Source organism: Actinotignum sp. usb-actsch-213 (assembly GCF_059085665.1).
Genome location: NZ_JBHNSQ010000083.1, coordinates 1 through 24,980 on the forward strand (window position 1 = coordinate 1; position 24,980 = coordinate 24,980).

The window sequence follows — 24,980 nt, forward strand, 5'->3', positions numbered from 1 at the left end:
TTGATTGTGTGTGGGGTGTGTTTATGTCTTTTGGTGGGGCATAGTACACACCCCACACACTTTTTAATCTCTGCGCGCCAAAATTCAATGCTCAGCGCGCGGCCGAGCTGGAGTCGGCCTAAAATAAGCACAGCATCGTGATTCTTAACAATCGAACTGCGAGGAATGAAATGTCTGACCACGAAGAGTGGAGCGAAGAGCGCTCCGAAGACGACCGCCCGAAAGGACAATGGCGGTCCGCGCGGCAACGGCGCGAACCCTCGCAGCACGATGGAGAGGGCGGCGCGACCCGCGATTCGGGTGATCCCCGCGATGCCTGGAATGACCGCCGCGGAGGCTCACGGCGGCGGGATAATCGAGAGGGAAACTGGAACCGTCACCAAGGGGATCGACGTGGTGGCCGTCGTTATGATCGCGGCCACGACCGTGACTCCTGGGAATCGCGAGATTCCCGTGGCGGGCGCGATGGTGGTTCCCGGCGCTCTTCGTGGAACCGTCAGGGTGAATTCCACGATGGTAGCGGCGAACGCGGACAGAAGGGTGGATTCCACAACCGACGTGACCGTGACAACCATCGTGGATACCGGCGCGATTGGAATGACAGGGATTCGAGTGAATCGCGCGAATCCCGAGGTTCCTGGGATCGCGGCGGTGAAGGCCGCTACGACCGGCGCGGCGGACGCGGTGGCCAGTGGCGCGATAATCGCCGGGACCAGGACAGGCGATTCGGGGGGCGGCGTGATGATCGTTATAATGAGCGTTCCGGGCGCGAAGATCGTCGTCGTACCAACGAAAATGAACCCCGCGATAATGACAACTACGGGCGCCGCGACCACTATGACGACAAGCAGAAGTTTGATCGCGGTGAGCGCCGGCGTGACGACCACCGGCAGGATGACCGGCGCCGTGATGAGCGCCGTCGCGATAGCTACAGGCGTGACGAACGCGGTGGACATCGCGAGGAAGATAAACGGCGGCGTGACGATCGCCGCAGTCGTGGCGTGAAAGATCCCTTTATTCCGGAAACGGTTAATGCTCAGGATCTCGCGGCGGAATCGCGTCGTAAACTCAAGGTTCTCGCGCCAGCGGTGTCCGAGAACGTGGCGCGGCATCTGGTTTATGCCGGATCCATGATGGATCAGAACCCGGAAATCGCCTACGAGCACGCGAAAGCAGCCTACCGGCACGCTGCGCGCATCGACATCGTGCGTGAGGCGCTGGGATTGACGTCCTACTTGACCGGCCGGTACTCCGAAGCTCTGCGTGAGCTGCGCACCTATCGGCGCATGACCGATGATTACTCGCATGTGGCCCTTGAGGCTGATTCCGAGCGCGGATTGGGGCGGCCTGAAAAGGCTCTTGCCTTTATTGCCGAAATTCCGCTCAAGCGGCTCAATACCGCCACCACGTTGGAGTTGGCGCTGGTGACGTCCGGCGCCCGCGCGGACGCAGGGGATTCCGAGGCCGGACTGGCCGTCCTGGAGAAAATCAAGGTTGAAAACCTTGATGAAGAATTACGCGCCCGCGTTGAGCTCATTAAGGCAGATCGTCTCGAAGAACTAGGACGCGTGGAGGAAGCCGAAGATCTGCGTGCGCGCTGGAATCCGGTCTACAATGCAGAAGGCGAAGTCGAGCTTTTCACCGCGGACGAGCCTGAGTCCGAGACAACGGACGTGCCCGATTTTGAAACCGAGACGAACGTAGACGCGGAAAGGGAAGCGGAACAGGCACCGGAAGTGGAGCATAAGGCCGGGGCACTAGCTGAGTCTGATACGACATCCGAGAGTGAACCGGCGTGCGCAGCCGAAGCCGGACCTGAACTGGCGCACGAAGCTGAGGCCGAGGTGCAGGTAATCTCGGAGACGGACCCGAAGCAGGAATCAGAAGAAGAGTAATAGTGAGCCTGATATCGCATTTTGACGGCGCGATTTTCGATCTGGACGGTGTAGTTTACCTCGGGACCGATCCGGCTCCTCACGCTGCCTATGCTTACGGGCGTGCCATCGCTGCTGGTATGCGCCCGCTTTTCCTCACCAATAATGCCTCGCGCACGCAGGAAGAAGTCGCAGCGCACCTCGCGACAGTGGGAATATCAGCCCCGGCAGCAACGGTGCTCACCTCCGCGATGGCGAGCACGCGGCTCGCCGCGTCGCGGGTGCCGGCCGGAGCAAAAGCGCTGGTCATCGGGGGTAACGGTCTGCATCGTGCGGTGAGTGAAACTAGCCTTGTGCCGGTATCATCCGCGGATGATAACCCCGACGTGGTCATTATGGGGTTTTACCCGACAATTGACTGGGCAGCGCTTTCAGAAGTTGCCCTGGCCATTCGCCGCGGCGCCCTTTTCGTGGCCACGAATCTCGATGCTACCCTCCCCATGGAGCGTGGATTTATGGTCGGCTGCGGATCACTCGTGGCCGCGGTAGTTAATGCCACCGGGGTGCAACCACTCTCCGCGGGCAAACCCGATCCTGCGATTTTTGCCATTGGGATGGATATGCTCGGAGCCAGCCATCCTCTCGCTATCGGTGACCGGCTCAATACCGATATTCGTGGAGCGCGTGCCGCAGGTATCGCCAGTCTCCACGTGCTTACCGGAGTGAGTTCTGCTCGCGATATTATGCTGGCTGCACCGGAAGAACGCCCCGATTATCTCGGCGATGATCTGCGGGTCCTCAACGAGGACTACCCGGAGATTCATCGGGAAGGTGAACGCTGGGTGGCAGGCACATCCTGGGCACAGGTTGATAATAGTAACGACGGCGCAGCGGTTCGCCTGGTCACCTCCGATGGATGCGGGCCACATCTGGGGCTGGATACTTACCGAGCCGCGGTGCACGCGGTATGGGAGGCCCGAGATCGCGGGCTGAAGGAGAACGTCACGCTCGGGGAGATCATCGTGGAGCGGCGATGACGGACCAGGAAAGAGCCACGGCACCTGGGGCAACGGTTCCGCTTCCGAGCGCTCCGCTCAATATTGAAGCCGCCTTGGAGAATCTCAACGAGCTCGATCTGCCCGAAAAGATTGAACAGCTGGAGGCGATTCACACCGAACTCGGTCGGCGCTTATCCCGGGCACGGGTCTAAATCAGAAAGGCGAGCCTATGGGGCGTTTAAGGCGCGTTGACGCGGAACTTGTGCGGCGTGGGCTCGCGCGCTCCCGCCAGGATGCTGCGGTGCTCATCCGTGAAGGTCAGGTATTCCTTGACGGAGCTGAGGTAACGAAACCCGCTCGGCAGATGGATCCGGCCCAGGCGCTTCTTGTGAAAGAAGCAGCTCAGGATCGTTACGTTTCCCGCGGAGCATATAAACTGCTGGGTGCCCTCGATTATCTCGGAGACGCCGGCCCACGTGTGGAAGGAGTCCGTGCCCTGGATGCGGGCGCTTCCACGGGTGGATTTACCGATGTGCTGCTGCGGCGCGGTGCTGCCCACGTGGTTGCCGTGGATGTTGGCTACGGCCAACTTGCCTGGAAGCTCCGTGAAGACCCCCGTGTCACCGTGCTGGAACGCACGAATGTGCGCACCCTGGATCCCGCGGCGGTCGCACCCGCGCCTGATCTGGTTGTGGGGGATCTATCTTTTATTTCTTTGCGGCTCCTCGTTGCCCCGCTCGCTGCGGCGAGTTCGCCAACGGCCGATTTTTTGCTTATGGTCAAGCCTCAATTCGAGGTAGGTCGGGAGAAAATCGGTGCGCACGGGGTGGTACGAAACCCGGATTACCACGTTGAGGCGGTATGCGACGTCGCCCTTTCCGCCCGTGCCGCAGGGCTGGCCCTGCAAGCGATCGCTCCTTCGCCTCTTCCCGGGCCGGCGGGGAACGTTGAATACTTTCTTTATATGAAGAAAAATGCTCTTGATCAGCTTGGCGAGAACCTCGAAGAAAGTGTCCGGGCCGCGGTGAAAGCTGGACCAGCGGGGCAAGGACGGCCAGCGCAGTAGCGGGGTAGGATACCTGGGAGAGGGGAGGCATTCGATGGCAGAACCAAAAGTCGCCCTGGTCGTCAATCGCACGTTACCACCGCAGATGGAGCGCGCCGCTCACGATGCGATTGTCGCCCTAGAAGACCGCGGCGTACGGGTGGATACCAGTGAAACTCTGGCGGGTGCCCGCAATGCGGATCTCATCCTCGTCATGGGTGGGGACGGTACGATTTTGCGCGGGGCTGAGTTAGGACGTAGTACCGGCGTGCCCATCCTCGGTATTAACTACGGGCATATGGGTTTTCTTTCCGAAGCTCAACCTGATGAGCTCCCTGCCGTCGTGGAAAGGATTGCCGCGCGCGATTGGGTTATTTCCGAACGAATGACCATTGATGTGCATGTGCAGCGCCCGGATGGCTCCTGTAACGTCCAGTGGGCCCTCAACGAAGTATCGGTGGAAAAGGCTTTTAATTCGCGTCTCATCGAAGCTTCTATCGGTGTGGACGGGCGCGAAATCTCTGCTTTCAAAGCCGACGCGGTGCTACTCTCCACGCCCACCGGTTCTACTGCCTACAATTTTTCGGCGGGTGGACCGGTGGTATGGCCCAGCGTGGAAGCACTTCTTCTCACCCCGGTGGCCGCTCACGCGCTTTTCACCCGTCCTCTGGTGGTTAGCCCCTACTCAACCTTGGAAGTACGGGTTTTGCGTGATGAGGCGATGGTTTCCTGTGATTCACGGCGCCGGCTTGTAGCACCTGAAGGAACCGTGATTACCGCGGTGCGGGGAGAACGTCCCGTCAAGCTCGCCCGACTGAATGAAACACCTTTCTCCGGGCGTCTGGTGGCGCGCTTCCACCTGCCGGTGCGCGGCTGGCGCGAGCGTGAGGTACGGGAATGATCGAACAGGTACGTATCCGCAATCTCGGTGTTATCGCGGAAGCCGAGCTTAATCTATCTCGCGGACTCACCGCACTAACGGGGGAAACCGGGGCGGGAAAAACTATGGCGGTGACCTCCCTTACGTTGCTTCTCGGAGCTAAAGCGAATCCAGCACGGGTGCGGGCCGGGGCCGCCCAAGCGGAAGTGGAAGGAACGTTTCTCGTGGACGCGACTTCCCCAGTGCTAGAACGCATCGCCGAGGCCGGGGGACGGTATGACGTTGAAGGCGATACCGCTGCTGTGATTATTGCTCGGCATATTCCAGCAAAAGGGCGTTCCCGTGCCTTTGTCGGAGGCCGGTCAGTACCCACCGCGGTGCTGACCGATATCGCGGCCGAACTTGTGAGCGTGCACGGCCAATCCGATCAGATTCGGTTGGGTAACCCCGGCCAGCAGCGCGCCGCGGTCGATGAATTCGGAGGTGAAACAATTACGCGGGCTAAAACAACATGGGAACAGGCGTGGAAAAACTACGGTGAAGCCCGCGAAGCCCGCGATACCTTTCAGGCAGGTGCACAGCGTGCTGCGCAACAGCGTTTAGCCTACCGAGCCTTGCTCGACAAAGTTGAGGCGGTCGATCCCCATCCCGGTGAAGAAGAATCTTTGCGGGCGCGCGCCCGGGTGCTTGAAAATGCGGTGGAAATGTACGGGGCATACTCCGCGGCTGCCGAAGCGCTGAGCGGGAGCGACACCGAAAACGGAGCCATATCTGCACTGGGTAGCGCGGCCGCGCAACTCGAGCGTGTTCTTGAACTCAGCGGCCCTGATGTGCCGAATACACAACTTCGGGAGCTACGCGAACGCTTGGAAAATGCCGAAGCCGATATCAACGATATTTATACCGATATCGCAGAATTAGCTCGTGGTACCCAAGCCCAACCCGAGGAGCTCTCTACGATTTATTCGCGCCGCTCCGAACTGGCCGGGCTGCGCAAACAGCTGGGAATGAGCGGCGAAGAAATCCTGCGCGCCGCCGCTGAGGCCCGAGCGGGTCTAGAGAACCTCGATGATCCAGCGGCCACTCTAGAACGTCTTGAGAAGGAGCTTTCGCACGCTCATACGGCCATGGAACAAGCCGGAGCAGCCCTACGTGCCGCGCGTGCCGCTGCCGGGGAAGAACTCGCCCGCGCTGTGGAAACGGAACTTCCCGAGCTCTCGCTGCCCGATGCCCACTTCACCGTGGCTGTCAGCGCCGCGGATCCTGGGCCAGCCGGTGCGGATTCCGTCACTTTTTTGCTTGCTGCCCACCGCGGTGCCCCACTCTCTTCGCTCGCATCGGGTGCTTCAGGTGGTGAGCTCTCGCGGGTTATGCTCGCCCTCGAAGTAGGATTAGCGGCGCGGCGGGCTCAGCGCGGCCACACTTTCCTCTTCGACGAAGTTGATGCCGGGATTGGCGGCCGTGCCGCCACCGCGGTTGGGAAAAGACTGGCGAAACTGGCTGGTAGCGCCCAGGTTATTGTTGTTACTCACCTCGCCCAGGTCGCGGCCTATGCCGAGCACCAACTCGTCGTCGTGAAACAACTTGAAGAAAGTGCCGCGCGCACGGAACTGCGTGACGTCACGGGGCCAGAACGCGAAGCAGAACTCGCCCGTATGCTTTCGGGTAGCGATACCGATGTGGCACGCGCGCACGCCGCTGAGCTACTTAAGGCCGCGAGTGTGGCACTATAAAGCTTGTGGCATCGAAGTTATGGCGAAAAAAGAAGGTCGTTGCGGAAGGCACCCTGGCCGGTCCGGCCAGGGTAGACGCACGCACCAAAAATCTCACTCGTCGTCTCCAAGCCGGCGATGTAGCGATTATTAACCACACGGATCTGGATAGGGTGGCCGCGGAAAACCTTGTCGCCGCGCAGCCCGTTGCCGTGCTCAATGCCGCGAAATCTATCTCGGGGCGCTACCCAAATCTTGGCCCGGCGATCCTGGAAGAAGCCGGTATCCCGCTCATCGATGACCTCGGCCCAGAAATTATGGATATTTCGGAGGGCCAGTGGGTCGATATTGATGGGGCACGCGTGGTGGCAGGCGGACGCGTTATTGCGGAAGGCACTTTACAAACCGCCCAGAGCATCGCGCGTGATAGCGAGGCCGCCCGCGCGGGCATGACCGTGCAACTGCGCGCTTTCGCCGCCAATACCCTCGAATATCTCAACGAAGAACAGGGACTCATCCTCGACGGGGTGGGAATTCCAGATATCCGTACGTCCATGGAGCACCGGCACGTGCTCGTGGTGGTGCGGGGCTACGACTACCGTGAAGACCTGCGCGCCCTGCGTCCCTATATTCGGGAAAATCGCCCGCTCATGATCGGGGTGGATGGCGGAGCGGATGCTCTTCTGGAACTTGGCTACACCCCGGATATTATCGTGGGTGATATGGATTCGGTTTCCGATAAAGCGTTGCGCTGCGGTGCCGAGGTGGTGGTGCACGCCTACCGCGATGGGCGCGCACCCGGCAAGAAGCGGGTGGAGGATCTGGGAGTGGATCACGTGGTCTTCCCGGCTACCGGTACTTCCGAAGACGTTGCCATGCTGCTGGCTGATTCCAAAGGCGCCAAGCTCATTGTCGCGGTGGGAACTCACAATACGATTCTGGAATTCCTCGATAAGGGCCGGGCGGGAATGGCATCAACGTTCCTCACCCGCCTGGTGGTGGGTGGCAAACTCATTGACGCGAAAGGTGTTTCACGCCTTTACCGTTCCTCGATTTCGAACTGGATGCTCGTTGCCCTTATTCTTGCGGGAGTTTTTGCACTCTTCGCGGCCCTGGCTGTTACCGGTGCGGGCCAAACCTTCCTGTCCGTGCTCACCACTCGCCTCGGGGATCTTGCCGAGTGGTTCCGTAATCTCTTCTAGGAAAGTTAGCTGATGGTTGATTTTAGGTATCATCTCGTTTCCCTGGTCTCGGTCTTTTTGGCACTGGCCATCGGAGTGATTCTCGGGGCCGGACCGCTGCAAAATTCCATCGCGCACGGACTTACCGGCCAGGTGGATTCCCTGCGTGAATCGCGTGACAAGATGCGTGTGGAACTCGATCAACGCGGGGCACAGCTTGATGCTGCGTCGACGGCGCTGCTAGGTGCCGGCGAGCAACTCAATGCCGGAACGCTGACCAACCGGCGCGTTGCTATCGTGGCGGCAGCCGGGGCCGACGGAGCTATCGTGGAGAAGACCCGGCAGAGCTTGACCGCGGCCGGGGCTCGTATTACTGGTGAAATCACCCTGGCTCCAGCTTTTACGGATACCGAATACGCTACCTACCGTTCCACCCTTTCCGGTAACCTCGGCTCTTATGTCAAGGACTTGCCGGCCGGTGGTTCCGCGGATGCGATTCTCGGGGCGGCCGTGGATACCGTGGTACGCTCTGCTGCGGAAGATGCGGGGGCGACGACGCTCATCACTCTTCTCACCTCTCCGGAAAATAAGCTGATTGACGTGGCGGTTGCTCCGAGTGAAGCCGCGGAGGTGGTTGTTTTTATCACCTCGGATCCGGCTGAGACCGCACCGGTTCCCGCCGATAAGGCGACCACTTCGCCGCATATCACGGATACCTACCAGGCTGCCTTTGCGGCTATTGCCGGGCGGGGCCCGGCCGTGGCCGTCGGTGCGGGAACAGACGGAAACTCGGTGTTGGGAGCCGTGCGTTCAGCAAAAAACGGATCCACGGTGGATTCTGCGCAAACCGCGCTTGGTGATGTCAATATTCCCATGGCGGCAGCTGCCGAATTGCATGAACGCCACGTACACCTCGGGGTAGCGCCCGGAGCTGATAGTGCGATTGGAGAGCGCCAAAGTGCCTCCGCACCCGCGCAAACAGCGCCCGCTCCGCAGCCTGAACAGGCTCCTGCTCCGGCCCCCGCACCCGCGGAAGGCGGGCAAGCTCCCGAAGGCGGGCAGGCCCCGGCTGGGCAGTAACGGTACCATGGGTGCATGACCCTTTCTGCTTTCTGGAGGAATCAAGTGCGCCTGGGCGTTGCCGCCCTGGCCGGATTCGCCGCGGCCCGCGCAGCCGAGCAGCTGCTCGCCCGGCGCGCCGCGCCCGCCTGGCAGCGTACCGCTAAGGACGGGCGTACCGTGAGTTTGCGGGAAGGTCCGGTTGCGGTAGCAGGCACGATTACCGGAAGTGCGGTGGGTGCTCTACTTTCCGGAGGCACGTGCTCGGCTGGTCCGGTGATCGCGGCACTCAGTGGAGGACTGGCCGGTTATATTGACGACTTTTACGAAGGCGCATTTTCACGTACCTCCAAAGGGTTGCGCGGCCATCTCGGTGCACTTTCCCGGGGCCATCTGACCTCCGGGGCTCTGAAAATAGTCATTATTGGGGCCGGTGCGGCCCTGGCCTCATGCTTCCCCGCTGCTGTCGATCCCTCTGGTAGTAATGCCTCGTGCGCGCGGCAGCTCGCGCTGCGCGGCGAACGCACCATTCTCATCGCTGCTACCGCGAATCTTATTAATCTCCTTGACCTCGCGCCGGGCCGGGCCTGGAAAGGAACGCTCATAGCCGCGGCTCCCTTCTCCCTGGTCAGCTACCCGCCGGCAGGTCCCATTGCCGCGGCTCTCGTGGGCACTGGCGCAGCCTGCCTGCCTGAGGACCTCGCGGGTAGGGTCATGCTCGGCGATACCGGGGCAAATGCGCTGGGAGCGGCACTGGGCTGGACGCTCGCCAGCCGTGGTCCTTGGGTGCGGCGCGGGGCGCTGGGCGTCGTCGTCGCCCTGAATATCGCGAGCGAAAAAATATCATTTTCGCGGGTTATCGCAACCCACCCGTGGCTGCGCGCTCTCGACCAGGCAGGCCGGGCATGAAAAAAGTTCTTGGAACTGCACTTGGAGCAGCCGGAACCATAGCGATTCTTACCCTGCTCTCGCGTGCCATGGGCTTCGTGCGGGCCTGGGTGCAAAATGGGGCGTTGGGAGATTCCCTCGCCGGGGAGGCGTATTCGACGGCGAATACCGTCCCTAATGTGCTTTTTGAAATCGCGGCCGGCGGTGCCTTGGCTGCCGCGGTCATCCCGTTGGTCTCCGGATTCCTAGCGAAGGCACTGGCCGCGGAAGTATCCCGCACTGCCTCGGCCTTGTTCACTTGGGTACTTGCCATCGGAATTCCGGTTGCGGGGATTGTTACCCTGGGTGCCCGGCCGATTATGGACGTGCTCCTGGGGGAGGGCTCGCCGGCAGCCAGCGTGGATTTCGCCGCCACCCTGCTCCGGATTTTCGCCTGGCAAATCCCCCTCTACGGATTGTCGGTGGTGTGCACGGGGCTGTTGCAGGCGCATAAAAAATTTGTGCTTCCCGCTCTCGCCCCACTGCTCTCGTCGGTCACGGTTATTATTACTTTCCTTATTTTCACGCAGCTCGCCGGGGGTAATCAGCACGATCCGGCACGGATTTCTCGGGCGGCCCTCTATGTGCTGGCCTGGGGTACCACGGCGGGGGTCGCGGTTTTCTCCCTACCCCAGCTTATCCCGGTGCTACGCCGCATCAGCTTGCGACCTACATTCCGTTTCCCGCCGGGGGTAGGGCGCCGTGCGCTACGGTTAAGCGCGGCGGGGCTGGCCGGCCTGCTCGCTCAACAGATCCAAATCATCGCGGTCATGCTTTTTGCCAATGCCCGCGGTGATGTGGGAACCTACCCGATTTTCACTTTCGCGAACCAGCTCTATATGGTGCCCTACGCCGTGCTGGCTGTTCCGATCGCCACCGCGGTTTTCCCACGCCTCGCAGAAGCCGCCGCGATCCCCGGGCGCCCGGGTCTGGCTCGGATCACCGCTCGCTCTTCCCGTCTCGTTTTCGATATTGGACTGCTCTGCGTGGCACTGCTGGTGGCGGTTGCAGAGCCTGCCCAGGCACTCTTCGCGGTGGCGCGTCCGGTGGCTCATATGGATATTGCCATGTTGGCTATGGCGCCCGCACTCCTCGGCTATGCCTTTATTTACCATGGGTCGCGGGTTCTCTACGCAGTGGAGGCAGCTCGTGCGGTTATTATTGTCAATTCGGCGGCGTGGCTGATGGTCGTTGTGGTTCTTATCGGGGCGGCGGGCCTGGGGGTGCACGGACGCACCGAAGTGCTCATCAGCATCGGTGTGGCGATGTCCACGGGAATGACCGTTGGAGGTATTGGCCATATTTTCGCGATCCGGCGCGCGGTAGGCCCCGGGGCGCTGCGCGGTGTCGGTTACTCCCTGCGGATCGTGCTGCCTGCCGCTGTAGTAGCTGGCACGGTCGGATATACCAGCGGGCGCGAGATACTACGCTGGTGGGGGGAAGGCGCCCTGAGTGCCCTGGGAGCAACTGCCGTGGCCGGTGCACTCACCCTCGCGATCGGGGGAGTGGCGCTCTACTTCGTTGACCGACGGGCGCTGCGGCTGGCGCGTGACGCGGAGGCGCCGTCGACCCAAGAAATGCCCGCTATTGCCGTGGCTTTCGACGAAGCGAATGCATAAAACTTGGTCTGCGGCCTGCACGCCCGCGCAGGTGGGAAAGGAAATTTTATGTACAACGGTCTGAGTGATGAGTACTGCCCCGAGCATATGCGGCTCCTGGAGCGGCGCAACGTGCTCACGTCTCCGTTCATTAACGTGTACGAGGATACGGTGGAACTGCCCAGCGTAGGAGCTCGAATGGATCGTTACTGGGTGGAGCACCGCGATGCGGTGGCCGTGCTTGCGGTACGGGGCAGTGGCGACGGCGCACCTGAGGAAGTACTGCTTATCCGGCAGTATCGGATTCCGGTTCGCTCGCTCCTGTGGGAAATTCCGGCTGGCATCCTCGATATAGAGGGTGAGGATCCGATGGAGGCCGCTCGCCGGGAACTGCGCGAAGAAACCGATTATGCCGCCGGGGAACTGGAGTTTCTTACCCGTTTCTACACCTCGCCCGGTTTCACTAACGAGCAGCTCACGGTCTATCTCACTCGTAATCCCGAGCCAGCCGCGGCAGCTTTTGCTCGCGAGGATGAAGAGGCCGAAATTGAGGTGCGGTGGGTGCCGCTAGCCCTGGTGCGGGAGGCAATTATGACCGGGCGAGTTGCTAATCCGCAACTGGTGGCAGCGGTACTTGCTTACCTGGCGCGTAGCTCTTAACGACTAGGAGGGTCCGGGCCGATCGCTGTTGCGGTTCAACGCCTGTTTAACAGCGGTTCAACGGCGGTTCTGCACCGCTCTTAGCCACGAGCGTAACTCGTGTGGGCGTGTGGACCCGCGCCGGTAACAACGGTCTTTTTTCCGTCCGGTTAGGCTGTCCAAACTAGATTACGCAACGTTGGTGTTGTTTAATTGGGAGGCGAGGTCCTAGATATGGTCGACCACCGCGTGGTAAGTGGCGGTGCTCAATTCGAAAGAACCTGCGGTCGTGGTCCGGGCGCGCATACGTGCTTGGCGAGGATGTAGAACTGTAACGGGGGTGGTGTTCCAAGTGTCCGAAGATGAAGGCGCAAAGATCCGCCCCCGTGAAGAAACAACCCGCGAAGGTATTCTGCGTCTCATTATGGAACGCGGACCCATTAGCGCCACGGAACTTGCCCGCTTAGCTATCCTTACTCCAGCTGGGGTGCGGCGCCATCTTGTGGCGCTCGAAGATGCGGGTGCTATTACCGAATGTGAGAAACCCGGGCAGCGTGAGGCGCGGGCCGGGCGGCCAGCACGCTACTACGTGGCAACGGATGCCGGGCAGAATGCCGGAGCAACCTCTTATCACACCATGGCGAATGCAGCTCTTGATTTTCTGCGTGAAAATCTGGGGGAGGCCGGAGTGGCGGAATTTGCGCGCCGCCGCGAGCGTGCTTTGGTCGCTCGTTACCGCGATGTGCTTGGGGATACGGAAAATTCGGTGGAACGGTTGCGCCGTCTGGCGCGAGCCCTCACCCAAGATGGTTATGCCGCTTCGGTTCGCGATGTTCCGGGTACCCAGGATGGGCCGCGGCAGATGATCCAGTTGTGTCAGGGGCGCTGCCCCCTGCGCGACGTCGCCACACAGAATAACTTTTTATGCGCGGCGGAAACCCGCGCTTTTCACGAACTACTCGGGGTTCCCGTGCAGCGGTTGGCAACCATTGCATCGGGGAGTCACGTGTGCACGGTGACGCTGCACGCTAACAGCGTTTAAATCGGGAGGAAACACATGGCACAAACACGGCACGAGGCAGCAATTGCGGAGGCCGTGGCGCAGCAGGAACACGTTATTGCGAACCTGTCTGGCGCCTATGAATTTGGGTGGCACGATACCGATACCGCCGGGGCTCACGCGCGCCGCGGTCTAGATGAAGGTGTCGTGCGCGCGATTAGCGCGGCGAAGGAAGAACCGGAATGGATGCTCAAACGGCGCCTGCGCGCTTTGCGCCTTTTTGAGAAACGCCCCATGCCCACGTGGGGAGCTGATCTTTCCGGTATCAACTTTGATGACTTCAAATACTTCGTGCGTGCCACCGACCGCCAGGTGACCGATTGGAACGATCTTCCCCCGGAGATCAAAAACACCTATGACCGGCTCGGCATCCCGGAAGCTGAAAAAGAACGCCTGGTGGCCGGGGTGGCTGCCCAGTACGAATCCGAGGTGGTCTACAACTCGATTCGCGCGGATTTGGAAGAACAGGGCGTTATTTTCGTGGATACCGATACCGCACTGCGTGAGCACGAGGACCTGGTGCGGGAATACTTCGGTACCGTTATTCCGGCCGGCGATAATAAATTCGCATCCCTCAATACCGCGGTATGGTCGGGTGGCTCTTTCATTTATGTCCCGAAGAATGTCCACGTGGATATTCCCTTGCAGGCGTACTTCCGTATCAACACCCAGGCAATGGGGCAGTTTGAACGTACGCTCATTATTTGTGATGAAGGCTCCTACGTGCACTACGTGGAAGGCTGTACCGCCCCGATCTACTCTGAGGACTCCCTCCACGCCGCCATCGTAGAAATCATTGTGAAAAAGAACGCCCACTGCCGTTACACCACGATCCAGAATTGGTCGAATAACGTGCTCAACCTCGTCACCCAGCGTGCGACCGTAGCAGAGGGGGCCACGATGGAATGGGTGGACGGTAATATCGGTTCACGTCTCAATATGAAATACCCGGCTTGTGTGCTCCTGGGTGAACACGCGCACGGGGAAGCGCTTTCCGCGGCTTTCTCCGGCCCCGGCCAGCATCAGGATACCGGCGCGAAAATGCAGCACCTGGCGCCGAATACCACCTCCTCGATTGTCTCGAAGTCGATTTCGCGCGGGGGCGGGCGCTCCTCCTATCGCGGTCTCGTGCAGGTTTCGGAAGATGCTCGTGGCTCGAAATCTAATGTGGTCTGCGATGCGCTGCTCGTAGACGATATTTCCCGCACGGATACCTACCCGTACGTGGACGTACGCACGGACGACGTCGAGATGGGGCACGAAGCCACCGTGACGAAGGTGAGCGAGGAACAGCTCTTCTATCTCATGCAACGTGGCCTATCCGAGCAGGAAGCCATGGGTATGATCGTGCGCGGTTTCGTAGAGCCCATCGCTCGGGAACTGCCTATGGAATACGCACTCGAACTCAATCGTCTTATTGATCTGCAAATGGAAGGGAGTGTGGGCTAATGGTCAGTACTGATCATTCCCAGGCGGTGCTGGCAGATGAAGGATTCCATACCGCGCACGCCGACCGCTCGGATCGCTTCGCCTCCTTTAATCCGGAGGAGTTCCCGATTCCGCGCGGAACCGGAGAGGAAGAAGATTGGCGTTTTACGCCGATGGATCGGGTAGCCCCGTTCATTAAGGACGTGGAGGGGGTGCGAGATGCCACCGTCACCGCCACCGTCGTGGGCGGTGCCTGTGTGGAAGAAGTGGACCGCAGCGATCCGCGCTTAGGTACAGTCGGGAAACCCGACGACCGCGCGGCGGCCCTCGCCTGGTCCGCTTTTCAGCGTGCGCATATCGTCACCCTCGATGGAAGCGAGCACGCGGACGTCGTCGCCATTATCAACGGGGAAGGAAAGCTGAGCGTTGCCCACACCCTTATTACCGCGGCCCCGGAGGCTAGCGGCACCGTAGTGCTCGAGCACACCGGTAGCGGCAACCTCACCGAAACCGTGGAAATTGAGGTGGGGGCGCATGCGGATCTCACCGTTGTTTCCGTGCAGGAACAGGAACGCTGTGCTTCCCAACATTCCGCCCAGCGGATCCGAGTGGGAGAAGGCGCAAAATTCCGGCATATCGTGGTGACCATCGGCGGGGATCTCATCCGCATGACCACCGCGTGCGAATTGGAAGGAGAGCGTTCCGATAGCGAGCTGCTGGGTGCCTATATCACCGAAAGCCACCAGCATCACGAGCACCGCATTTTCGTGGATCACGTGGCCCCGCACTGCAAATCTCGCGCTACCTACAAGGGTGCGCTCCAGGGCGATGAGGCGCATTCGGTGTGGATCGGGGATGTGCTCATCCGGGCTCAGGCCGCCCAGACGGATACCTACGAACTCAACCGCAACCTGGTACTCACCGAGGGAGCCAAGGCCGATTCGGTGCCTAACCTGGAGATTCTCACCGGAGATATCGCTGGGGCTGGGCATGCCTCAGCAACGGGCCGTTTTGATGATGAACAACTCTTCTACCTCATGGCACGGGGAATTCCCGCCGATGTGGCGCGCCGCCTGGTAGTGCGCGGTTTCTTCGCCGAATTGGTGGAGCAGATCGAAGTGGATTCGGTGCGCACCAAGCTCATGGATGCCATCGAACGGGAACTCGATTTAGCCGATGCCGGAAACGGGGAGGATGCATGAGCTGGCAGCAGGTGTGTACCACCGCGGATCTCGAGCCGGAAAGCGCCCTGAGCGTGGAAGTCCGCGCTGCTAACGGCGCCGTCGTACCGGTATGCATCGCACGCGACTGCCACGGCACCTGGCATGCCGTGGGCGATATCTGCACTCACGAAGACGTCAATCTCAGCGACGGCGAAGTTTTTGATACCACAATTGAATGTCCCAAACACGGGGCGGAATTCGACCTGTGTTCCGGGCGTGCGCTCACGCTCCCGGCGGTCACACCCGTGCCCGTCTACCCCTTGACCTGCGATAATGACGGCCGCGTTTTTATTGACGTGGACACAAGACCTGAGGAGAAGTAATGGCTACTCTCGATATTATTGATCTGCACGCCTCGGTGATCACTCCCGAAGGCCCCAAACCGATTCTGCACGGTGTCAACTTGCATATCGGTGATAATGAGATCCACGCGATTATGGGCCCGAACGGTTCGGGTAAATCGACCACGGCGTACGCGCTGGCCGGGCATCCTTCCTATGAGATCACCTCCGGTCAGGTGCTGCTCGACGGCGTGGATATTACGGATATGACCGCTGATGAACGCGCCCGCGAGGGACTTTTCCTCGCCATGCAGTACCCGGTTGAAGTACCGGGGGTATCTGTCTCGAATTTCCTGCGCACCGCGAAAACCGCGATTGACGGAGAAGCTCCGAAACTGCGTGAATGGTCCCAGGCATTGCGCAAGGTCACGGAGAAATTGCGCGTGGATGCCGATTTCATCAAGCGTGATCTCAATGTGGGCTTCTCCGGTGGGGAGAAGAAACGCACCGAAGTGCTCCAGATGGAATTACTGGAACCGAAGATCGCCGTTTTGGACGAAACGGATTCCGGCCTAGACGTAGATGCGCTGCGCGTGGTTTCTGAAGGGATCGTCGATGTGCATGAACGCACCGGTAATTCGCTGTTGCTCATCACCCACTACAACCGAATTTTGCAGTACGTCAAACCCGATTACGTCCACGTTTTCGCCGGCGGCAAGATTGTGCGCACCGGCGGACCTGATCTGGCAAGCGAACTGGAAGCTTCCGGTTACGACAGCTACATCGAAGCGGAGGCGAAGTAGGTGAGCGCCGTGCGCCCGCTGGTGGCGCGGGAAGATTTCCCGATCCTCGCCCGCCCGATGCGCGCCGGCCAGACCCTCGTGTACTTAGATTCCGGGGCGACGGCGCAGCGTCCGCGCGCCGTTCTGGACGCGATGGTGGATTTCGATACGCGCTCCAACGGAGCGGTCAAACGCGGCAGCCACCTTCTCGCGGAGGAATCTACCGTGGCTTACGAAGAAGCCCGCGCGAAAGTGGCGGTCTTCATCGGGGCGGCGCCCCAGGAAATAGTGTGGACCAGCGGGAGCACCCAGTCCCTCAATCTCCTCGCCTACGCGATCTCCAATGCCACGGCGGGACGCGGATGGGGTAATGCGGATCGTTTTCTGCTGCGTGCCGGTGACGACATTGTGGTCACCCGGGCCGAACACCACGCGAATCTGCTGCCTTGGCAAGAGCTGTGTGAACGTACCGGCGCCCGACTCACGTGGCTTGAGCTGGATAGCGAAGGACGAATTGACCCGGCTAGTCTCGGGGTTATCGGGCGGCGCACTCGTATCGTTGCTTTCACCCACGTTTCGAATGTGACCGGGGCGGTATCTCCGGTAGCGCAGATCGTGGAAGCTGCCCGCGCGGTGGGTGCTTTTACAGTTCTGGATGCCTGTCAATCGGTGCCGCACCTGCCCGTGAATGTCCGGGAGCTGGACGTGGATTTCGCTGCTTTTTCAGGACATAAAATGTACGGGCCCACCGGTGTGGGTGTGCTGTACGGGCGTGAAGAACTCCTCGCGGATCTGCCGCCTTACCAATTCGGTGGCTCGATGATCGAACGGGTGACGATGGAAAAAACGCGCTATGCGCGTCCGCCGGCGCGTTTTGAGGCGGGAAGTCAGCCGGTCACCCAGATTGTGGGCCTTGCGCGTGCGGTTGATTACCTCAGCGCTATCGGCATGGAGAAGGTGGCACGCTATGAAGATGCGCTGACGGTCCAGCTCCTCGAAGGCCTCGGGCAAATCCCGGGGATTCGGGTGCTCGGACCGCGCGGGGGAGTTGGTCGTACCGGGATCGCGGCTTTTACCGTTGACGGTGTGCACCCGCATGACGTGGGGCAATTCTTGGATGCGCGCGGTATTGCCGTGCGGGTGGGGCACCATTGTGCCCAGCCCATCCACGATTTCTTCGGGGTGCCTGCCTCGGTGCGTGCCTCCGTGGGGATATATACAACAAGCTCGGATATCGACGTGTTTCTGGAGGCGTTGAGCCAGGTCCGCGGCTATTTCCGGGCGGAAGGATAGGTACGTGAGCGAACTCGATGAGCTCTACCAGCAGATTATTCTTGACGCGGCGCGTGAACGTCACGGGGAAGGCGAGCTGGCGCCGGTGGGAGCCGGCGCGGGTGCGGCTACCGGGGGCAACGCGGCTGATGCGGCCCTGCAGGCCGGGCCGCATGGGGAGTCCACCCAGGTCAATCCCATGTGCGGGGATGAAGTGACCCTTGAGGTGCGCCTGTCCCCGGATGGGGAGAAGATCGCCGAGCTTGCTTGGCGAGGGCAGGGGTGTTCTATTTCCCAGGCCTCGATTTCCATTATGAATGACCTGGTCGCCGGGCAGTCTATCGAGCATCTCGCCGCGCTCTACACTTATTTCCGCGAGATGATGGATAGCCGCGGGGCGGAGCTGTCGGAGGCAGCCGCGGATGCGCTGGAAGATGCCGCCGCTTTTCACGGTGTCGCGCGGTTCCCCATGCGTATCAAATGCGCGCTGCTTGGCTGGATGGCGGTCCGCGAAGCAACTGACGAAGCTCTTCAGCATCTCGGCAATTCCAACGGGCAGGAGAGCATCTCCGCGACGAAGGACGTCGCGGGACATGTGTCGCAGAACACGAAGGAGACCCCGGAACAATGACGGAGAAGGACACAACCTCGCCGGTACCCGAGGCCACAGTGCCCGTAGCGGAAACCTTGAGCGCGACGAGCATTCCTCAAGCGACTCCGACGGCGGCCGAGGAACATATTGGTGAAGTTATTTACACGGATGGCGATAGCCCGGTGGATGACGTCGACCCTTACCTCGTCCTCGAGGCGATGAAAGAGGTTATCGATCCGGAGCTGGGCGTCAATATCGTCGACCTCGGCCTGGTCTACGGCGTGACCACGAACGGCCGCCACCTCCACCTCGATATGACTCTCACTTCGCCGGCCTGCCCGCTTACAGATGCCATTACTGACGGCATCATTATCGCCACGGAGGATCTTGTTGACGACGTGGATATTAACTGGGTGTGGCTACCGCCGTGGGGCCCCGAACGCATTACCGAAGACGGCCGCGATGACCTGCGCGCCCTCGGTTTCAATATTTAGTACGACGACGCCCGTGCGCCCAGAAAACTCTGGGCGCACGCCGCTTCCGCCAGCGCCCCTTTAGCGCCAGGTATTGCAGGCATGGAAATCGCCTGTTTCATAGCCGGTTGTCAGTGCATCCATCCGCTGGGCAGATGACCCATGGGAGAATTTTTCCGGGTTGACAGCCATCCCGGCGCTTTCTTGGATATGGTCATCGCCGATCGCTGCCGCGGCATCAATCGCGCTGGCGAGCTGCTCACGGGTGGGGGCTTGCAGAATCGGTATCCCGCTGGCCGGATCCACCGTGCTTGCAGCGTGATGCAGCCAGAGGCCAGCGAAGCAATCAGCTTGCAACTCCGAGCGTACCTGCGAAGAACCGGGGCCGGTATCACGCGGATTAATACGCTCGAATACCCCGGTGAGATTTTGGATATGATGCCCGAATTCGTGGGCCACCACATAGGCCTGTACCAGGGTGGTGTTCTCTGCCCCAAAATTAGCTTCTAGCTCGTCAAAAAAGGTGGTGTCGAGGTAGACGGTTCTATCGGCGGGGCAGTAGAAGGGACCCACCTTACTGGAGGCATTCCCGCACCCGGTGCTTACTCCCTCGGAAAAGAGTGCGAATCCGGGAAGCTCATAGGGGGTGCGAGCCGAGCGGGGAAGTTCACCTTCCCAAAAAGTGTCGAGGGATTGAGCTATCGCCACCATAAAACACTCGGTGGAGGCATTGGCATCCGCCCCGGTACGGCACTTGTCCGCAAAATCGGACGTGGTGGATTGCTGGGCGGAGTTTTCCTGAGGTGACCCGCCGGGGGAGAGGGCCGCCGGCGGGGGAGTGCCGGTTACTATGTACCACACCAGGGCAATAATGATGCCGGTCACGCCCATGCCACCGCCGATGAAGGCACCGCGTCCGCGGCCGCGATTTTGTACTCTCGCCCCGTCGAGGCGCACGCCGTCGTTAACACTCATGACGTCGAGCCTACCCTTCTGCTCCGCACCCCGTACCCGTTTCCGCAACCGCGGGTCAGTATTGCGCGATGGCGTACCCGAGGGGGAGCGCGGCTACGATCACACAAAGGACACAGGCGAGGAAACTCCATCCGGCTGCCCTGCGGAACCGTAGTTGTCCGGGAGTAGCGCGCTGTTCGCGCGAGAGGGTGACGGCGGTGAGTACTAGGCCTGCCACGGTGCCGAGCCAGGCGAGGAGTTGGACGAGCAGGCGACCGTGTCCGAGAAATACGCAGGCGGCAGCGCAGACGGATATCATCACGGGTAGCACATAGGCGGTGTGGTTCTCCGGCTGTTCGCCGGGATTCGGATCGGGTGCGGAAGATGCTGTCGTCACCTCTCCATTGTCTCGCGCGCGGGCTACGTGCACCAGTGGTGCCTGACCGTGACAGCATATGCAGGCCGGGTTCACCGGTGGCGCGCTGACGTGATGAGCAATGCGGCTCGGAGATGGTTTTCTCGGTAAAGTAGGCCCTTGTGATTACGGCTTCTGATCTCACGATCCGCATCGGCACGCGTGAACTTGTCCAGCACGCCAGTTTTCAGGTCCACAAGGGTATGCGCGTGGGCCTCGTGGGGCGCAATGGCGCCGGCAAAACCACGATGACTCGCCTGCTGGCGGGTGAGGGCACCACGTCGGATGCCGTTGACTACGAAGGAACCCTGCACCGCAGCGGTACCATCGCCTACCTCCCGCAAGATACCCATGATGGGGACCCGAATCAGATAGCTCGGGATCGTATCCTGGAAGCCCGCGGAATTGACGCCACGATTCGCCGGATTCGCAAAGCGGAAAAGGATATGGCGGAATGTACCGGAACGCGCCAGCAAAAAGCCATGGAACGCTACGTGCGTCTCGATCAGGAGTTCACCGCGGCTGGGGGCTGGGCTGCGAATGCGCAGGCCTCCCAGATGGCTGCCGCGCTGGGCTTGGATGAGCGGATTCTCAACCAACCGCTGGGGACACTTTCAGGTGGGCAGCGCCGGCGCGTTGATTTGGCACGGGTGCTCTTTTCCCAGGCAGATACGCTGCTTTTAGACGAACCGACCAATCACCTCGACCATGATTCTCTGCTGTGGCTGCGCGATTACCTCTCCACATATTCGGGTGGTTTCGTGGTGATTTCCCACTCGGTGGATTTGCTAGAAGAAACGGTCACGGCGGTGTGGCATTTGGATGCCAACCGTGCGGTTCTTGACCAGTACGCGATGGGTTGGTCGGCCTATCTTAAACAGCGCGAAACCGATGAACGCCGACGCCGGCAGATGCGTGCCAATGCCGAAAAGAAAGCGGATCAGCTACTGGCGCAGGCTAATAAGATGCGCGCGAAGGCCACGAAGGCGGTGGCCGCCCAAAATATGGCGAAACGCGCGGAGAAGCTGCTTGAGGGGCTGGAAGAAGAACGCGCGGATGATAAGGTCGCAGCGTTACGCTTCCCCGAGCCGTCCCCGTGCGGAAAAACACCGTTGCGGGCCCGCGGCCTGTCGAAATCCTACGGTTCGCTGGAGGTTTTCACCGGTGTTGATCTGGCAATTGATCGCGGTTCGCGCGTCGTCGTTCTGGGCCTCAACGGCGCGGGTAAAACTACACTTTTGCGTTTACTGTACGGAACGGAAACCCCGGATACCGGCGAAATAATCCCGGGGCACGGTCTCAAGCTGGGCTATTACGCACAGGAACACGATTTCATCGATACGGATAAAACTGTGGTGGATAATTTGCGCTATGTCGCCCCCGAGTTCGATGAAACAGGCTTACGTACCGTGCTCGGTTCGTTTTTGTTTTCGGGCGACGACGCCGATAAGCCCGCACGTGTCCTTTCCGGCGGTGAAAAGACCCGTTTAGCGCTGGCCATGCTGGTAGTCTCGCGCGCCAACGTGCTGTTGCTGGACGAACCGACGAATAATCTTGACCCGGCATCTCGAGAAAAAATCCTGGGTGCCCTGGGTAAATATGAGGGAGCCGTCGTGCTCGTCACGCACGACGAAGGTGCCGTGACCGCACTTGATCCCGAGCGGGTGCTTCTCCTCCCGGACGGCGATGAAGACTTGTGGAGCGACGACTATTTGGAGTTGGTCTCCCTCGCCTAGGTGCCGGTGAGCATTCGCGGAGCTGTCACGCGGGCAAATCTGGCTGCGGGTACGCCTGTGCCCGGTATCGGAAACCGATACCGGGCACAGATACTGGTTTGCGGCTAGCCGCCCAGGGTGCGTGCCGAGCAATTCACGTGCTTAGCGGCGCACCACCGCATTCTTGGGAACAACAACCACGCCGCCTTCGGAAACATAGAAACCGCGTTCGCGATCATAATCGTGATTGACACCCAGCTGCGCGCCTTCTTCGATCTGGACGTTCTTATCCACGATGGCGCGGATAACGGTGGCATTGCGGCCAACGTTCACCCCGTCCAGCAGCACCGATTCGCGCACCGAGGACCAGGAATTCACCCGCACCCCGGGGGAGAGTACCGATCCGATCACTTCGCCACCGGAGACGATCACCCCGGGGGAAACGATGGAATCCAGGGCGTGTCCGAGGCGTTCGTGATGCCCGTACACGAATTTTGCGGGCGGTAACCCGGTGTAGCCGGTCAGGATGGGCCAGCGCTCGTTGTACAGGTTGAAATCCGGGGTAACGGAAATAAGATCCATATTCGCCGCGTAGTAGGCATCAATGGTACCCACATCACGCCAGTAGTCCTTATCGCGCTCACCTTCACCGGGGATGCGGTTGTAGGTGAAATCGTAGACACCGCAATTACCGGCTTCCACGAACCTCGGAACAATGCTCCCGCCCATATCATGCGCAGAGCTGGGATCGGCGGCATCATTCTGGAGAGCTTCGACCAGTGCATCGGTGTTGAAAATGTAGTTCCCCATGGATGCCAGGAACTGGTCCGGAGCTTCTTCCAGACCCAGGCCGGTAGTATCCTGCGGTTTTTCTAGGAACCGGGAAACCTTCTGGTGGTTTTCCTCATCCACATCGATAACACCGAAGGACGGTGCCAGTTCCAGCGGCTGGCGGATACCGGCGATGGTCAGGTCAAAACCGGATTCCACGTGCTGGTCCATCATCTGGGAAAAGTCCATGCGGTAGATATTGTCGGCACCGGTCACGAGCACAACATCGGGCCGTTCATCATCAATAACGTTCATGGACTGATAGATGGCATCCGCACTTCCGGAGAACCAACCCTTACCGCGCCGCTGCTGGGCGGGAACCGGGGCTACATAATTGCCCAAGAGGTTGGACATACGCCAGGTTCTCGTAATATGGCGGTCCAGCGAATGCGACTTGTACTGGGTAAGCACGATGATCTGGAGGTATCCAGAATTCACGATGTTACTCAACGCGAAGTCGATCAACCGGTAAATGCCCCCGAAAGGAACCGCGGGTTTCGCTCGATCTTCAGTGAGCGGCATTAGACGCTTGCCTTCGCCTCCCGCAAGGACGATGGCCAGAACGCGTAAATCTCTCCTCATGCCTACAGCGTACCGTAAAACGTGAAGTTGAACACCCGCCTCTCGAGGTGCGTGTGGACAAGCTGAGCGTAGGTCCACGCTGTGGATAGATGAGCGCTACGGCTGTGTTTCCCCGTGCGGTGGGATACCCTTGAGATAGTACGCACGCATGATTCGCTTCGTGGGGAAGCGGACGGCGGCGAAGAAGCCGGAGGCAGCCATGCGCATTGATTTACTGACTCGCGAATACCCCCCGCACGTGTACGGAGGCGCGGGAGTTCACGTTACGGAGCTTTCCCGTGTTCTCGCCCAGCACGCTGATATTCACGTGCGTGCTTTTGACGGTCCGCGTGCCCCCGCGGAGAACAACGATGTTCCCGCGGGTGTGGCGCTGCAAGGCTATAACTACCTCACCGAACTCGAGGGGGCTAACGCGGCTGTGCGCACCATGGGCGTTGATCTCGCTATGGTCACGGATGTTGAGGGAGCGGATCTGGTGCACTCCCATACCTGGTACGCGAATTTCGCCGGGCATATTGCCTCGATTCTTTACGGAATTCCGCACGTGATTTCGGCTCACTCCCTCGAACCGCTGCGCCCGTGGAAGCGCGAACAGCTCGGGGGTGGCTACCACTTGAGCTCCTGGCTGGAAAAGACTGCGTACGAATCCGCGGCCGGGATCGTTGCGGTATCTCACGCGATGCGCTCTGATATTTTGCGTTGCTACCCGAATATTGCCCCCGAACGGGTGCGGGTGATCCACAACGGTATTGATTTGAACGCGTGGAAAGCTCCGCAAACCAGCGCGGATAGGGAAGAAGCCCGCCGGTATTTCGCCAGCTACGGTCTGGATCCGGACCGGCCTACCATTATGTTCGTCGGGCGTATCACCCGTCAGAAGGGGGTGCCGGGCCTGCTGCGTGCCCTCCGCCAGGTAGATAAGGGGATCCAGGTGGTACTGTGTGCCGGGGCTCCCGATACTCCTGAAATTCTGGAGGAAACAAAGGAACTCGTGGCCGAGCTGCAGGCCGAACGCGAGGGCGTGGTGTGGATTGACGATATGCTCAGTCAGGATCGTATTGTTGCCCTGGAATCATGCTGCACCACTTTCGTTACCCCCTCCATTTATGAGCCCCTCGGCATTGTCAATCTCGAGGCTATGGCGGTGGGGTTACCGGTGGTTGGCACCGAAACCGGGGGGATTCCCGATTGCATTGTCCACGGGGCTACCGGGCTCCTCGTTCCCATCGAACAAGCCCAGGACGGTACGGGTACTCCGCTCAACCCCGAGCAATTCGAGGCAGATCTGGCTGCGGCTCTCAACGAGGTGTGCTCCGATCCGGAACGGGCCGCGCAGATGGGAGCTGCGGGCAGGCGCCGGGTGGAAGATCATTTCTCCTGGGAAGCTATTGGCGAAAAAACTATGGAGTTCTACCGTGAACTCGTGGATAACTATCCGCGGCGCTAACTCGACCTGTCG

Annotated in this window: 25 protein-coding genes; 22 read left to right on the forward strand and 3 right to left on the reverse strand. The window is 60.3% G+C overall.

Annotated elements, in window-relative coordinates; all coding sequences use genetic code 11:
• Positions 1–321 precede the first annotated feature (321 nt).
• The 20 genes from AC5RK6_RS08745 (at position 322) to AC5RK6_RS08840 (ending at position 19,045) form a co-directional block, all read left to right on the forward strand.
• A complete protein-coding gene (locus tag AC5RK6_RS08745) occupies positions 322–1,005 on the forward strand; it encodes a hypothetical protein (protein WP_320757213.1) in 684 nt (227 codons plus the stop codon).
• Positions 1,002–1,895 carry a hypothetical protein gene (locus AC5RK6_RS08750; protein WP_320757212.1) on the forward strand — a complete coding sequence of 298 codons (894 nt, stop codon included), beginning with the start codon at positions 1,002–1,004 and terminating at the stop codon, positions 1,893–1,895. Before AC5RK6_RS08745 ends, AC5RK6_RS08750 begins: the two co-directional genes overlap by 4 nt.
• Before the next feature lie 2 nt (positions 1,896–1,897).
• Positions 1,898–2,911 carry an HAD-IIA family hydrolase gene (locus AC5RK6_RS08755; RefSeq protein WP_320757211.1) on the forward strand — a complete coding sequence of 338 codons (1,014 nt, stop codon included), beginning with the start codon at positions 1,898–1,900 and terminating at the stop codon, positions 2,909–2,911.
• Complete coding sequence (locus AC5RK6_RS08760; RefSeq protein ID WP_320757210.1) at positions 2,908–3,084, forward strand: hypothetical protein; 177 nt, start codon at positions 2,908–2,910, stop codon at positions 3,082–3,084. The genes AC5RK6_RS08755 and AC5RK6_RS08760 overlap by 4 nt, the downstream gene beginning before the upstream one ends.
• A 17-nt stretch (positions 3,085–3,101) precedes the next feature.
• Positions 3,102–3,938 (forward strand): TlyA family RNA methyltransferase, encoded by an 837-nt coding sequence (locus AC5RK6_RS08765; RefSeq protein WP_320757209.1) that lies wholly within the window; start codon positions 3,102–3,104, stop codon positions 3,936–3,938.
• A gap of 34 nt (positions 3,939–3,972) precedes the next feature.
• Positions 3,973–4,818 (forward strand): NAD kinase, encoded by an 846-nt coding sequence (locus AC5RK6_RS08770; RefSeq protein ID WP_016442696.1) that lies wholly within the window; start codon positions 3,973–3,975, stop codon positions 4,816–4,818.
• Complete coding sequence (gene recN / locus AC5RK6_RS08775; protein WP_320757208.1) at positions 4,815–6,530, forward strand: DNA repair protein RecN; 1,716 nt, start codon at positions 4,815–4,817, stop codon at positions 6,528–6,530. Before AC5RK6_RS08770 ends, recN begins: the two co-directional genes overlap by 4 nt.
• A 5-nt stretch (positions 6,531–6,535) precedes the next feature.
• Positions 6,536–7,711: a putative cytokinetic ring protein SteA gene (gene steA / locus AC5RK6_RS08780; protein WP_016442698.1), complete on the forward strand. Its 1,176-nt coding sequence runs from the start codon at positions 6,536–6,538 to the stop codon at positions 7,709–7,711.
• Positions 7,712–7,723: 12 nt separating this feature from the next.
• Positions 7,724–8,770, forward strand: coding sequence for a copper transporter (locus AC5RK6_RS08785; protein WP_320757207.1), 1,047 nt, complete (start codon positions 7,724–7,726; stop codon positions 8,768–8,770).
• 15 nt (positions 8,771–8,785) lie between these two features.
• On the forward strand, positions 8,786–9,658 hold the full coding sequence (locus tag AC5RK6_RS08790; RefSeq protein WP_320757206.1) for a hypothetical protein: 873 nt from the start codon (positions 8,786–8,788) through the stop codon (positions 9,656–9,658).
• The gene (gene murJ / locus AC5RK6_RS08795; RefSeq protein ID WP_320757205.1) at positions 9,655–11,295 is read left to right on the forward strand and encodes a murein biosynthesis integral membrane protein MurJ; all 1,641 of its coding nucleotides are present in this window, start codon (positions 9,655–9,657) and stop codon (positions 11,293–11,295) included. Before AC5RK6_RS08790 ends, murJ begins: the two co-directional genes overlap by 4 nt.
• 48 nt (positions 11,296–11,343) lie before the next feature.
• Positions 11,344–11,934 (forward strand): NUDIX domain-containing protein, encoded by a 591-nt coding sequence (locus AC5RK6_RS08800; RefSeq protein WP_016442702.1) that lies wholly within the window; start codon positions 11,344–11,346, stop codon positions 11,932–11,934.
• A gap of 319 nt (positions 11,935–12,253) precedes the next feature.
• The gene (locus tag AC5RK6_RS08805) at positions 12,254–12,955 is read left to right on the forward strand and encodes a helix-turn-helix transcriptional regulator (protein ID WP_435730852.1); all 702 of its coding nucleotides are present in this window, start codon (positions 12,254–12,256) and stop codon (positions 12,953–12,955) included.
• Positions 12,956–12,970: 15 nt separating this feature from the next.
• Positions 12,971–14,422 carry a Fe-S cluster assembly protein SufB gene (sufB, locus tag AC5RK6_RS08810; RefSeq protein WP_016442704.1) on the forward strand — a complete coding sequence of 484 codons (1,452 nt, stop codon included), beginning with the start codon at positions 12,971–12,973 and terminating at the stop codon, positions 14,420–14,422.
• Positions 14,422–15,603: a Fe-S cluster assembly protein SufD gene (gene sufD / locus AC5RK6_RS08815; protein WP_320757204.1), complete on the forward strand. Its 1,182-nt coding sequence runs from the start codon at positions 14,422–14,424 to the stop codon at positions 15,601–15,603. The genes sufB and sufD overlap by 1 nt, the downstream gene beginning before the upstream one ends.
• Positions 15,600–15,947, forward strand: coding sequence for a Rieske (2Fe-2S) protein (locus AC5RK6_RS08820; protein WP_274735466.1), 348 nt, complete (start codon positions 15,600–15,602; stop codon positions 15,945–15,947). The genes sufD and AC5RK6_RS08820 overlap by 4 nt, the downstream gene beginning before the upstream one ends.
• Positions 15,947–16,708 (forward strand): Fe-S cluster assembly ATPase SufC, encoded by a 762-nt coding sequence (gene sufC, locus AC5RK6_RS08825; RefSeq protein WP_016442707.1) that lies wholly within the window; start codon positions 15,947–15,949, stop codon positions 16,706–16,708. Before AC5RK6_RS08820 ends, sufC begins: the two co-directional genes overlap by 1 nt.
• On the forward strand, positions 16,709–17,980 hold the full coding sequence (locus tag AC5RK6_RS08830; protein ID WP_320757203.1) for a SufS family cysteine desulfurase: 1,272 nt from the start codon (positions 16,709–16,711) through the stop codon (positions 17,978–17,980).
• Between the two features lie 4 nt (positions 17,981–17,984).
• The gene (sufU, locus tag AC5RK6_RS08835) at positions 17,985–18,590 is read left to right on the forward strand and encodes a Fe-S cluster assembly sulfur transfer protein SufU (protein WP_320757202.1); all 606 of its coding nucleotides are present in this window, start codon (positions 17,985–17,987) and stop codon (positions 18,588–18,590) included.
• Positions 18,587–19,045 carry a metal-sulfur cluster assembly factor gene (locus AC5RK6_RS08840; RefSeq protein WP_320757201.1) on the forward strand — a complete coding sequence of 153 codons (459 nt, stop codon included), beginning with the start codon at positions 18,587–18,589 and terminating at the stop codon, positions 19,043–19,045. The genes sufU and AC5RK6_RS08840 overlap by 4 nt, the downstream gene beginning before the upstream one ends.
• 60 nt (positions 19,046–19,105) lie before the next feature.
• On the opposite strand, the gene ypfJ is transcribed toward AC5RK6_RS08840, so the two are convergent.
• Positions 19,106–19,999, reverse strand: coding sequence for a KPN_02809 family neutral zinc metallopeptidase (ypfJ, locus tag AC5RK6_RS08845; RefSeq protein ID WP_435730856.1), 894 nt, complete (start codon positions 19,997–19,999; stop codon positions 19,106–19,108).
• 55 nt (positions 20,000–20,054) lie between these two features.
• Positions 20,055–20,375 (reverse strand): hypothetical protein, encoded by a 321-nt coding sequence (locus AC5RK6_RS08850; protein ID WP_320757199.1) that lies wholly within the window; start codon positions 20,373–20,375, stop codon positions 20,055–20,057.
• 140 nt (positions 20,376–20,515) lie between these two features.
• Here AC5RK6_RS08850 and AC5RK6_RS08855 point away from each other — a divergent pair, with 140 nt between their 5' ends.
• The gene (locus AC5RK6_RS08855) at positions 20,516–22,129 is read left to right on the forward strand and encodes an ABC-F family ATP-binding cassette domain-containing protein (protein ID WP_320757198.1); all 1,614 of its coding nucleotides are present in this window, start codon (positions 20,516–20,518) and stop codon (positions 22,127–22,129) included.
• 141 nt (positions 22,130–22,270) lie between these two features.
• Here AC5RK6_RS08855 and glgC read toward each other — a convergent pair whose 3' ends face one another.
• Positions 22,271–23,521: a glucose-1-phosphate adenylyltransferase gene (glgC, locus tag AC5RK6_RS08860; RefSeq protein ID WP_320757197.1), complete on the reverse strand. Its 1,251-nt coding sequence runs from the start codon at positions 23,519–23,521 to the stop codon at positions 22,271–22,273.
• 199 nt (positions 23,522–23,720) lie between these two features.
• Between glgC and glgA the strand changes: the two genes are divergently transcribed.
• The gene (gene glgA, locus AC5RK6_RS08865) at positions 23,721–24,968 is read left to right on the forward strand and encodes a glycogen synthase (RefSeq protein ID WP_320757217.1); all 1,248 of its coding nucleotides are present in this window, start codon (positions 23,721–23,723) and stop codon (positions 24,966–24,968) included.
• Positions 24,969–24,980: the final 12 nt, after the last annotated feature.

Coding starts and splice junctions, on each gene's coding strand:
- sufC (WP_016442707.1), top strand. CDS start 15,947: ATGGCTACTCTCGATATTATTGATCTGCACGCCTCGGTGATCACTCCC.
- murJ (WP_320757205.1), top strand. CDS start 9,655: ATGAAAAAAGTTCTTGGAACTGCACTTGGAGCAGCCGGAACCATAGCG.
- recN (WP_320757208.1), top strand. CDS start 4,815: ATGATCGAACAGGTACGTATCCGCAATCTCGGTGTTATCGCGGAAGCC.
- sufD (WP_320757204.1), top strand. CDS start 14,422: ATGGTCAGTACTGATCATTCCCAGGCGGTGCTGGCAGATGAAGGATTC.
- AC5RK6_RS08785 (WP_320757207.1), top strand. CDS start 7,724: ATGGTTGATTTTAGGTATCATCTCGTTTCCCTGGTCTCGGTCTTTTTG.
- AC5RK6_RS08840 (WP_320757201.1), top strand. CDS start 18,587: ATGACGGAGAAGGACACAACCTCGCCGGTACCCGAGGCCACAGTGCCC.
- AC5RK6_RS08790 (WP_320757206.1), top strand. CDS start 8,786: ATGACCCTTTCTGCTTTCTGGAGGAATCAAGTGCGCCTGGGCGTTGCC.
- AC5RK6_RS08765 (WP_320757209.1), top strand. CDS start 3,102: ATGGGGCGTTTAAGGCGCGTTGACGCGGAACTTGTGCGGCGTGGGCTC.
- AC5RK6_RS08745 (WP_320757213.1), top strand. CDS start 322: ATGACCGCCGCGGAGGCTCACGGCGGCGGGATAATCGAGAGGGAAACT.
- AC5RK6_RS08760 (WP_320757210.1), top strand. CDS start 2,908: ATGACGGACCAGGAAAGAGCCACGGCACCTGGGGCAACGGTTCCGCTT.
- ypfJ (WP_435730856.1), bottom strand. CDS start 19,999: ATGAGTGTTAACGACGGCGTGCGCCTCGACGGGGCGAGAGTACAAAAT.
- sufB (WP_016442704.1), top strand. CDS start 12,971: ATGGCACAAACACGGCACGAGGCAGCAATTGCGGAGGCCGTGGCGCAG.
- AC5RK6_RS08820 (WP_274735466.1), top strand. CDS start 15,600: ATGAGCTGGCAGCAGGTGTGTACCACCGCGGATCTCGAGCCGGAAAGC.
- glgA (WP_320757217.1), top strand. CDS start 23,721: ATGCGCATTGATTTACTGACTCGCGAATACCCCCCGCACGTGTACGGA.
- AC5RK6_RS08800 (WP_016442702.1), top strand. CDS start 11,344: ATGTACAACGGTCTGAGTGATGAGTACTGCCCCGAGCATATGCGGCTC.
- glgC (WP_320757197.1), bottom strand. CDS start 23,521: ATGAGGAGAGATTTACGCGTTCTGGCCATCGTCCTTGCGGGAGGCGAA.
- AC5RK6_RS08770 (WP_016442696.1), top strand. CDS start 3,973: ATGGCAGAACCAAAAGTCGCCCTGGTCGTCAATCGCACGTTACCACCG.